Here is a 10,048-nt window from a genome sequence, read left to right as displayed (position 1 = left end):
TAGAGCAGTAGACGGGCTATCGCATCTACTGGTAGGTCTTTAACTCTTGCCGATAACGTAGTGCGCGTGACACTTAGGCTGGTAAGCATAACCTCAGCTAATTAGCTGAAGCTCCGTGTCTTTAGACCGGGGTTGCTTACCATACAATTCCTCCCACTTAAGAACGCTGAATGGGTGAGACGTAGAGACGCGCCATGGCGCGTCTCTACATAGCTAACCGAACTTGAGATTACACATAACTCAAGTTGAGGGTAATCGACGAGGCATTATCGAACACCTTGATGAAACTGATGTTGATGTTATCGTTGTAATACCAAGCATTATTGGCAGAATCATTGAGATGCTGCGCCCGTTCCTCTGGGCTGTTACCAGTAATTGCACTCACCTGTTGTCCGGCAATGGTAACGCTCTTGAGTGGACCAGAATTTCCCTTTGCCTCCCCTGGATCATGCAACAGAGCCACAAAGAAATACTGCTCGTATTGGGGCGTATATCCATCGTGGATGCGCTCTACTTTAATCTCCCGCGTCTTTTCGCTGGTGTAGCTGTGGGTAATCTTGGTCGCCCGATATTCATCATTGGCTTTATCGTCATCCACTTCGGCTTGTGGAGCAGACGAACGGCTCACCCCATCATCCAAGTACATGGTGTATTCCCCTTGCTGCCCAGGATAGACATTCAGGGTAATCGGATTGGGTTTCCCTTCTGCATTTAATTGTCCCACGTATTGTTCTATCTCAATTGTGGGAATAATTGCCCCTGCGCGGACATACATGGGAACGATAAAGTGAATGTGATCGCCATTGAGATTGATATTGGCATCAAAATCTCGTATCGTTGTTCCCCCTTCTACCACAGAACCCAAAGGCATACTGTTGTTCACAAAACCATACCAGTCGCTACCTTGGGGCAGATAAACATCCCGCTTACCATTGTTGTTATTTTCCGATTGCGGGTGCAACACCGGAGCAATCAGCAGATCTTTGCGGACAAAGAACTCATCGTTGAGGAATTGTTCTTTATCGTTGTACAGGGATAGATCTTGGGGATCGTTGAGGAACAAGGGACGGCATATCGGTAGACCATCCAGAGTATTCTCAAACAAAGCATCATAGAACAACTGCATCAGGCGATAGCGCAGCTGAATATAATGCCGGCAAATTGTCGGAACCATGTAGTACAACTCTTGGGGGGCGGGAATCTCCTTACCCCATGTTTCAAACCACTCCGTATACTGGAAGACTTCTTGGAACTCTTTGCGCCCTTTGCGGACGTAGTGATTGCGGAACCAGGGCAAGAAAGCGCCTGCAGCCGTCCAACGAATCACCAATTCAGGACTTGCCCACTTCTGCTTATCGTCGCTGGCTGACTGTTCAAAACCGCCAATATCTTGCCCGGTAATTGCCAAGGCGTGCATACCGAGAGACAGAACTTGGGAGATATTCATCTGGAAGAAATCCCAGTCAGAGGAGTTATCCCCTGTCCACAAGCCAGCATATCGGTGAGAACCCACATAACTGCCCCGTCCAATGATAAAGTTGCGCTTATTCTCCCGTCCGGGTAGTTTATTCAGTCCTTCGTAGGTGGCTTTGTGCAGATTGTAGGAGTAGGCGTTCCATGCTTTGAGGACAGTGGTTTGTTCCACTGTGCCTTCAAAGTCGGTGTTGATATAGAGCTTGAAGGGGAAGCCTTTCATATCTCCCCGTTTGTCTCGGATTGCCGGGGTGGTCATATCCTGCCAGACAAATTCTAGCCCCTGCTCGAACAGGTAGGTATACTGCTTACCCCACCATTCCCGGACTTCCGGGCGGGCGAAATCGGAGTAGTGCCCTGGACTTCCCAGCTCGTTGCCAGCGGCATCGTTTCCGTAGTACACTTCACCGATGTAAGGTTTGCCGCTGTTGTAACCTTCAACCCAGCCACCATTGGAAGAGTATTCATTACCGCCACCGTAGATTTGGTAGTGAAAATTGTCGGGATTGTTCGCATCGTAGCGCAGGTCTTTGACAAAGTAGTCGTTGTCTAGTCCCTCTTTGTAGGTTGAGTAGTAACCTGGGTTGCCCTCATCTTGTTTGCTAATCACCGGGGTAATATTAGTGCTACACTTAACCCCCCGCGATCGCAGGTAACTGAACATTTCCTTGTGATTGCCGAAGGTTTGCTCCTGGGGATTGTTCTTATTCGTTTGGTAGTTCGGCTTGATCGTAAAAGTCCGGTAGTTATCTTGGAGATCCACATCTACAGCCAGCCCATCCAGAGGAATACCATAATCCCGATGTTTGTCAACAGCCCACTTGAGATCTGCCGCACATTCGTATCCATAGCACCCTTGGTGATATCCCAGAGCGTAACGCGGTTTCAACTCAGCGCGACCGACAATGGCGGTAAAGCTATCTAAGATATCCTTGGGATCTTCTGCGATGAAGACGTAATAGTCAAGGTCGTTAAAGCGAGTGCCCAACATATAGCGACTGGAGTTGCTATAGTTGATATCCACGAAGACTTGACTGGGGTTATCCAGGAGAACTGCATTGACGTTTTTACTCCCCGGAATACCATTAAACTCATAGAAGAAAGGCTCCGAGTGGTAAAGGGGTTCGCGGTTATCTAAAGGTCCTCGATCATAGACCTGTCGATACCGCATATTATCGAAGTTGAAATAATTCAACTGCTCGGTATTTTTGCTGAGTTTGGTTCCTCCCTGTTCGCCAAACCCAATATACTTGGAATCGGCTGGACTCTTGACTGCTTGGATGATGGCATAATCATCTAGACCATTGGGGGTATAGTAAATTCCTGGTTCTGCGGTTTGCCAAAGGGGAATTTTTGCATAGTCGGCATTGGATGTGGAGTTGTTGAACACTTTGATGCCAAAGGGGTCCAAGGTGACAACCACTTCCATGACCACGGGATTATGGTCAGACTTGGTTTTCAAAACCACCTGACCATTGCCTTCTATGTACTCTACATCAAAGAGTAGATTTTTGAGTAACTCTTCGTCTGTTTCATCAAAGTTACGGTTTGCCAGCAAGTGGTCAAGAAGGCTATATTCCCCCTCCGTTGATTTTTTCGGGTTGAAGCGCACCCGCAAGGTATCATTCTGAAGGATCTGGATTAACATCAGGCAATCGCTGCCATCTCCCTTCTTGAATGTAAGGCTCAACGTGTTTTGAGTCGCCTCGAAGGAATGACTGACAGCTGAGTCCAGTTTGTCCCATTCTTTATAGCGACCAAAATATTCCTCAACCTTGAGAAACTTGTAAATGCGATTACTTGGAAAAATTTCGTTCGACATGATGATGTTACGTTCTCTCGGCAAAAATAATTAAAGAAATGTTGAATTTTGTTCTGAATAGAGTCACGCAACAAAATATGGGAATTTCCCAGATAATGTCGCGAGGGAAACATGATTGAAAAAGTTGAAACGCTAATGGTGAATGAATTATCGCCACAAGCTTTAAGCCGAAAAACAAAGGCACTATTAAGAATTATTTCATAGATACTGCCATGAAATCAAAACTTAGATATGGATGTTTTGGTACTGAGCAACCCGGAAATACTTTCCCGTTCAAATTCCTCGATATACCTTAATCCAATTATTCCCTTTTTCCCACTTTGTGGCTATTTTTAATGGGGTGATATTCGATCGCCATCCAGATGCAATCGGTATCCGCGTAATATTGATGCCACGGATAGGTATACTTCTGGTGTTTGTGAACTTTACCAAATGGAATGATCTGGGTGTATCCCTCAATCATCAAGAGATCTTCATAGAGAGTGCCAAAATTATTCTCTTTAAACTTCTGCATACTTCCCCGTCCAAAGATTTGGGTATGAATTTCAAGGAAGTCATGTTGGTTATGGATGGCACAATCGGTAAGAGAAGGGGCATACCAGAGGTTGACTTTGACTGAAAACTTCTCTTGGTGATCAGGCTGACTCGATTGCCTTGCCATAAAGTAAGGATCAACTTCTAGGATTCCGGCTTCGTCTTGGGGGGACTTCCAGAGAGGTACATCTTTGGGAAAGTCTACACCAGGGAAGTTGCCTAACAAATCCCACCCTGACTCAAAGACAATCTTACCGATGTTTTTCGTCTCTACCACTTCAAGCAACAGCAACGATTTTGCTTCCTTGATGATGGTATCGTTGAGGATTGTCGAGGAAAAGGCGGGAATAATGCTCCGACTCGTTTCGTTCAGGTAAGCATCGGAATCTTCTGGGTTGACGACAATGGTACGCCTGTCAATGGGATAATTTTCCACATTTTCAACATACTTCGCATCTATGTATGTACCAGAAAAATTAAGGGGCTTGACTTTGTTTGTTCCCATGTATTTTTGATAAATTTATAAGATCAGTTGACCCGATTTTCAGTGAACCCAAGGATGGTTTAGTTCATTTACTATACATACAATTATCACAGTAAGGTAGTAATTACTACTGCCTCAACAAATTTTAATATTATTTATTTATTTTTATATTCATATAGCCATATTGGAGACTATTTATAAAGTAAATAATTGCCTGTACTTTTGAACTCTAGAGAGCCTGTCAACTAAATCTGTCGTAGATAACGGGGGTGAGCAGGTGTACCCCAACACACCTGTTGAGCCGGAATATTACTAAAAACACTACTGCGGGCGCCAATCACTGCATTCGCCCCAATTTGGACACCGGGAGCAATAAAACAATCAGTAGCAATCCAAACTCCGTTCCCAATACTAATTCCCGCCGTTTTTAGACCAAAAGCCGAATCTTGAATATCATGACTTCCGGTGCAAAGATAGCTTTTCTGAGAAATCACACAATGGCATCCGATGCGAATCTGCTCTAAGCTGTACAAAACCACATCATCCCCAATCCAGCTATAGTCTCCGATTTCTACCTTCCAAGGATAGGTAAAGCGAGCGGTGGGACGGATGAGTACCCCTTGACCAATCGTGGCACCAAATAAGCGCAGCAAAAAGCAGCGAAAGCCATTGAAATTATGAGGACTTATCGGAAAAGCAACAGCTTGAACTAACCACCAGAGTAAAACAAACCAGCTTGAACGCCCCCGGTCAAAGTTGGACTGGTCATACTTTCGCAAATCAACTAAAGGTGTGTCATCCAAAACAGGAGGTTCGGTTAAACCTGGAACAGTGGTGTCTAAGTCTTGGCTCATAGATACTTATACCATTTTAGATTTTAGATTCTTGGCTAATCAGTTATTGGATTTTTTCCTAGTCAAATCAATACAGTAAACTGGCAAGCTAAAACCCCTTAATATCACGTATCTTTCGTGTTTTTCCAGTTTTCTGTGTCCTATTTCTTTTCACCAAATCTTAATCAGCAATTTGAACCTTGTAACAATCGATTAGGGCTTGGGAGAAACCCCAGAAGTAGCCGGAGATTTCGGAGATGAAACATCTGATGTTTCTACCTCTGGATTCAGCTGACCGCCAAACTTGCGTAATTCGTAGAGTTTGACACCAATTTGATATTCGTATTGACTCAACAAACGTCCGTAAATATAACCTGCCTTACCATCCAGAAACCCGAATTGGATAAAATAAAAGATAATGAACCGCAAGGTAGGTTTAAATGGCATCCAAACCCAAACCTTTCTCAGAAAACGCTTACGCTGTACCGCATCACCAAATAAATTAGCACCAATCGTACCTGATTCATCATGACCCGTGAGCATATTAAGGTAGACCCGGGCTTCCCAGTTGGAATAGCGATTGTGTCGTGCCAGCCAGTGGTAGATATCTCGGAAATCGATATGATCCATGTCCGCTTTGAGATAACCGACTAAGCCTTTAAGGATAACGTGTTCGTGAACTTCATTATCCCCCGTGTTGGGGATTCCTTCGGTTCCCAGGTTTTCGTAGCGACCTTTTTGATGTTTAAACAAGCGCAGATTCCAATCGGGATATTTCCCCCCGTGGCGAATCCACTTGCCTAAGAAATAAACACGGCGATTGATATAGTACCCTTCATAGTTAGGATCGTTAATCGCCGTAGCAATTTCATCCCAAAGTGCAGGAGGAATGCGTTCATCGCAATCTACAATCAGCACCCATTCATTGCGAAAGGGTAGATTCTCCAAACTCCAATTTTTCTTTTTGGGCCAACGTCCATTAAAATAAAATTGCACAACTTTCGCTCCAGCGTTTTCGGCAATTTCGATAGAGCGATCGCTACTTTGAGAATCCACTACGAACACTTCATCGGCTCTGGCGACACTAGCCAGACAAGCCGGAAGGTTAGCTTCTTCGTTTTTGGCTGGAATTAGAACAGAAATGGGAACTGTAGAATCAGTAGTGGTCATGATTAAAAAATATTTAATCGGTAAAAACGGGAACGTTTGACTTGTATTTTGAACCCTACAATGAATAGGAGTCAAAACGTGAGCGAGTTTGGGCGAGTGGAACTGTGATAAATGTTGAAAATTGTGGCATTTTCCTAATTCCTTGATAGGATAATGAGATTTTGCCACCTTGACCCTACCATCCCAGCTTACTAAACGAACCTTTGGCTAGATACTCAAATCCATAGCCATAGTTTAGCGTCTTAAGCGTCTTTCTTCTGGTGGGATAGGCTACAGTACAATTCTCAGTTAAAGAATTTGACCTGGATCAGGGATGGGAAACAGTGATAGATGTGCCATTACGTTCTATCAATGTTATAGCTTCCTCACTCACTAACCTGCCAACTTTCTGTTGAACCCTCAATCGTTACCGAGATGAGCATGCAACACCGCTAGGGTTTCTGCAAGCTGGCTTAGGCGCGTTTCCAGATCATTTTTGCGACTCAGTAGCTGTCGTAGCTTCTGATAACGCGCGATCGCTAAACTAACGCTAGGGACTTGATCCGCAGGACAGATACGCACCCAAAACTGCCCATCAGCATCCAAACCACAAAGGCGATAACCCGCACGGGGGGATTCACAGGTGACATGAGTATCAGTATCAGATTGATGCCACGGTTGGGTTACATAGTCCATGAGTCGATCCACCTCAGCACGACGTACTCCTGGGTGATCAGCTTCAGGTTGACGGGCGTGAGATTCTAACCAACCCTCAACGATGGGTCCATCCATATAAATATCTTGAATTTGGCGCACAATCGTGTGCAGTTGGTTCTGCCAACCTGAGACAATCTCTTCAATTTCTTTAAGCAGGTTCATTGCCAATGCGGGATTGGCGCTATGGCGATGTTCACTGAAGCTAGCGGATTTAAGTTTAGGTAGTGTAGGAGTTTTACTTTGCTGTTTTTGAGCCGGGAATGGCGTAACACTAATCGAAAATGAAGGCTCTTTTCCTTTGGCGGAGTCACGGGCATTGCTGTCAGTTGAGTCTGTTGGGGACGCCACAGCCGTGGATGAGGCTTTGTCATCCTGGGCTAACTGAGATAGAGTGCTTTCGATCCGTTGCAGTTCTGGTTTCATGTTTCTGATGCCACTGGGCAAAAATCACGCTTAATGCAGCAGATGAAGTCCCTAGGGTTTGGTTTTGGGACATTGCCACCCACTTATTCAATTTTTAACCCAATCCGGGAATGGATTCGGCAAATCGCTAATTTTTGGTCATTGTCCAGTAAAATCGATCATGGCAGACGAAAGCGATCGCAGGAACTATACTACCCATGGGTCAGCTTATCCTGGTCACAGGTCCAGCACGTTCTGGAAAAAGTGAATGGGCAGAACAGTTAGCCCAACAGACGGATAAGCAGGTCGTTTATGTGGCAACGGCACAGGTTGATCCTAACGATTTGGAATGGGTTGCCCGGATTGAGCAGCATCAACAGAGACGCCCTGCTGAGTGGACATTGATGTGGACACCGATAGAATTAGCACAGACAATTCTGGAGTGGGATCAACAGAATTACTGTCTGTTAATTGACTCTTTGGGAACCTGGGTCGCCAATTGCCTAGAACAAGAGGATTCTAGTTGGCAGTATAGGAAAGACACCCTCTTGAGCCTTGTCAGCCAAACCTCAGCCACCATAATTCTGGTTGCTGAAGAGACAGGTTGGGGTGTGGTTCCAGCTTATCCCATGGGCAGAACCTTTCGCGATCGCCTCGGTCAAGTCGTGCGTCAGTTGGGTATTATGGCAAACCCCGTTTATTTGGTTACGGGCGGTCATCTGCTTAATCTCAGCACCCTGGGATCACCGCTATCACGGGAATCGCTACCATAGAAATACAGACGGTAATAATAAAGCAGCTATCGCTGCTGAGGTCTAATATATTCTATGGCATCTGAACAGCAAGTCAAACGTTACCTAGCCTATTGGTTTCAGGTTGGCAAAAAAGTTGTCGTCCGCAATGGTGAAAACGTGCTGCAACCGCAGCGAATCATTGCTGGCGATCGCTATAGTCAGGAGTTTGAGGAACTCTGGCAATATCTACTTTCACCCGAAAGCGGGGATTGTTATCTCACAGGAACCAGTCAAACGGTTTGTGAATTGTTGACATCAAAGTGGGACCTTGAACCCTGTTCCCGCTGTGATATGCCCGTTCCTATGTTCAACGTGGGATCACCGCCAGAGTCTTGCACCTGTGACGATTTATCCAATTGGCCCAATACGGATTTACCCACGCCGCGAGAACCGATCAATACTCAGAATCGCTTGAGTGCGATTCACCAACGCCTTCGTCACGGGGAAAATAGAGAGGGTGGCGATCGCGATCGTTCTCCCGATCCAAAAAATCAGACAAGAGAATCTTCTCGTCCCCCAGAATCGTTAAATCAAAAAGACTATATGCGGTTGGTGCGCGATCGCTCTTGTTGTCCGTTACCTCAAACCTCTACAGAACCTACCGATACCCAGTAAATTCGGATCACAATTCATTGGCAATCTGGTAAGCACAAATCTGCTAGTGATTAAAGTTCTCAATCAAACTTAACACCCTTGCACTGGGTAACTCTTCCGGACTGGATTTGAACCGGAAGTTATTTTAAGTAGAGCTTACATTGAACTTAAAGTGTTTTGCCGACTCTAGGTCGAAGGTATCCAACAAGACATAACCTAAACCGAGCCAATATCCTAGCTGGAGCAGTTTTCCGGCTGATGGCTCGTGATGGCAAGCAAAGTGCGAGCAAACGATGTCTTTGTTTCCCCGTTCACCTCCTGAAAGGAGTGGATAGGATATCTATCCCGATCGAGTCGCCTGTTTGGGTGTAAGGTCTGTTAAGTCGATTGACATTGAGCTGCTTATGAAGTTCTCCGCTATGCGAAATATAGGAATTGCCGCAGGCGGAGCTTTTTTATGGGTAATGTTATTCATTAAAGCTCAAGCTATTAATTCTACTCAACACCATCACTATCTGTCAAATTTACACCAACTTCAAGAAACTAGCGCAACTTTAAATACGGATATCTTGCAGGTTCAACAGGATTCTTTGGATGATTATGAAACTATTCTTAATGATTTAAGGCAACTTCAGAAATTACACCATACCCTAGAAAATATTCCTAATTTTGTCAATAGCCAGCATGAACCAAAAATTAAGTCGGCTTTACGACGTAATCGCTCACTATTTGAGCGCAAGAAAGAGTTAATCCAAGAAGTAATCAAAAAAGAAACTATTCTCAATCAATCCTTAACCTCTCTGCCCAATACTATTCAAGAATTCTCTAATAAAGCCGCAGCGGAACCAAAGGCTGATGACTTGATCAATCGATTAAATCCTCTATTGAACGATGTTTTAATTTATACTCTGTCTCCCAATGATGAATTAATTTTAAAAATTCAGAGACAAGTGGCAGCAATTCGGCAACGTGCAGCTGTATTGGCAGCGTCTTCTGCTTTAAGTATTTCTGAACTCGATACCGCCCTAATCTATGCCGAAATTATTGTGACCCATGAATCTCAGGTTGATAGTCTGGTGATGCAAATTCTGGAATTGCCCACTGATCAACAGAGTCAACAGCTCCTGCAAATTTATCACCGTTCTTATCAACTATCTTTAAGAAATACTCAATTTTACCGTATTTTATTTTATACCGTTTCTGGTGTTATAACCGCCACGTTATTTATTCTGTTTACATTAAAAAC

The 10,048-nt window shown here is 44.6% G+C and carries 7 protein-coding genes and 1 pseudogene; 3 read left to right on the top strand and 5 right to left on the bottom strand.

The window, feature by feature from the left end; genetic code table 11:
• Positions 1-229 precede the first annotated feature (229 nt).
• The 5 genes from RID09_RS19785 to RID09_RS19765 all read right to left on the bottom strand — a co-directional run bounded on the left by RID09_RS19785 (position 230) and on the right by RID09_RS19765 (position 7,435).
• The gene (locus RID09_RS19785) at positions 230-3,295 is read right to left on the bottom strand and encodes a TIM-barrel domain-containing protein (RefSeq protein WP_446337635.1); all 3,066 of its coding nucleotides are present in this window, start codon (positions 3,293-3,295) and stop codon (positions 230-232) included.
• A 301-nt stretch (positions 3,296-3,596) separates the two neighbouring features.
• Complete coding sequence (locus tag RID09_RS19780) at positions 3,597-4,334, bottom strand: hypothetical protein (RefSeq protein WP_446337634.1); 738 nt, start codon at positions 4,332-4,334, stop codon at positions 3,597-3,599.
• A 224-nt stretch (positions 4,335-4,558) separates the two neighbouring features.
• The gene (gene hpsU / locus RID09_RS19775) at positions 4,559-5,167 is read right to left on the bottom strand and encodes a hormogonium polysaccharide biosynthesis acetyltransferase HpsU (RefSeq protein WP_446337633.1); all 609 of its coding nucleotides are present in this window, start codon (positions 5,165-5,167) and stop codon (positions 4,559-4,561) included.
• 192 nt (positions 5,168-5,359) lie between these two features.
• Positions 5,360-6,316: a glycosyltransferase family 2 protein gene (locus tag RID09_RS19770; RefSeq protein WP_446337632.1), complete on the bottom strand. Its 957-nt coding sequence runs from the start codon at positions 6,314-6,316 to the stop codon at positions 5,360-5,362.
• A 399-nt stretch (positions 6,317-6,715) separates the two neighbouring features.
• Complete coding sequence (locus RID09_RS19765; RefSeq protein ID WP_446337631.1) at positions 6,716-7,435, bottom strand: hypothetical protein; 720 nt, start codon at positions 7,433-7,435, stop codon at positions 6,716-6,718.
• Positions 7,436-7,632: 197 nt separating this feature from the next.
• On the opposite strand from RID09_RS19765, the gene cobU reads away from it, so the two are divergent.
• The 3 genes and pseudogenes from cobU to RID09_RS19750 all read left to right on the top strand — a co-directional run.
• Positions 7,633-8,187 carry a bifunctional adenosylcobinamide kinase/adenosylcobinamide-phosphate guanylyltransferase gene (cobU, locus tag RID09_RS19760; RefSeq protein WP_446337630.1) on the top strand — a complete coding sequence of 185 codons (555 nt, stop codon included), beginning with the start codon at positions 7,633-7,635 and terminating at the stop codon, positions 8,185-8,187.
• Positions 8,188-8,241: 54 nt separating this feature from the next.
• The gene (locus RID09_RS19755; RefSeq protein ID WP_446337629.1) at positions 8,242-8,823 is read left to right on the top strand and encodes a hypothetical protein; all 582 of its coding nucleotides are present in this window, start codon (positions 8,242-8,244) and stop codon (positions 8,821-8,823) included.
• A gap of 383 nt (positions 8,824-9,206) precedes the next feature.
• Positions 9,207-9,971, top strand: a pseudogene (locus RID09_RS19750) (DAHL domain-containing protein); the annotation flags it as partial.
• Positions 9,972-10,048 lie beyond the last annotated feature (77 nt).

This window comes from Coleofasciculus sp. G1-WW12-02 (assembly GCF_040219735.1).
Lineage (GTDB): Bacteria > Cyanobacteriota > Cyanobacteriia > Cyanobacteriales > Coleofasciculaceae > Coleofasciculus.
This window is presented reverse-complemented; position numbering and strand designations above follow the sequence as displayed.

Coding starts and splice junctions, on each gene's coding strand:
- RID09_RS19785 (WP_446337635.1), bottom strand. CDS start 3,295: ATGTCGAACGAAATTTTTCCAAGTAATCGCATTTACAAGTTTCTCAAG.
- RID09_RS19780 (WP_446337634.1), bottom strand. CDS start 4,334: ATGGGAACAAACAAAGTCAAGCCCCTTAATTTTTCTGGTACATACATA.
- hpsU (WP_446337633.1), bottom strand. CDS start 5,167: ATGAGCCAAGACTTAGACACCACTGTTCCAGGTTTAACCGAACCTCCT.
- RID09_RS19770 (WP_446337632.1), bottom strand. CDS start 6,316: ATGACCACTACTGATTCTACAGTTCCCATTTCTGTTCTAATTCCAGCC.
- RID09_RS19765 (WP_446337631.1), bottom strand. CDS start 7,435: ATGAAACCAGAACTGCAACGGATCGAAAGCACTCTATCTCAGTTAGCC.
- cobU (WP_446337630.1), top strand. CDS start 7,633: ATGGGTCAGCTTATCCTGGTCACAGGTCCAGCACGTTCTGGAAAAAGT.
- RID09_RS19755 (WP_446337629.1), top strand. CDS start 8,242: ATGGCATCTGAACAGCAAGTCAAACGTTACCTAGCCTATTGGTTTCAG.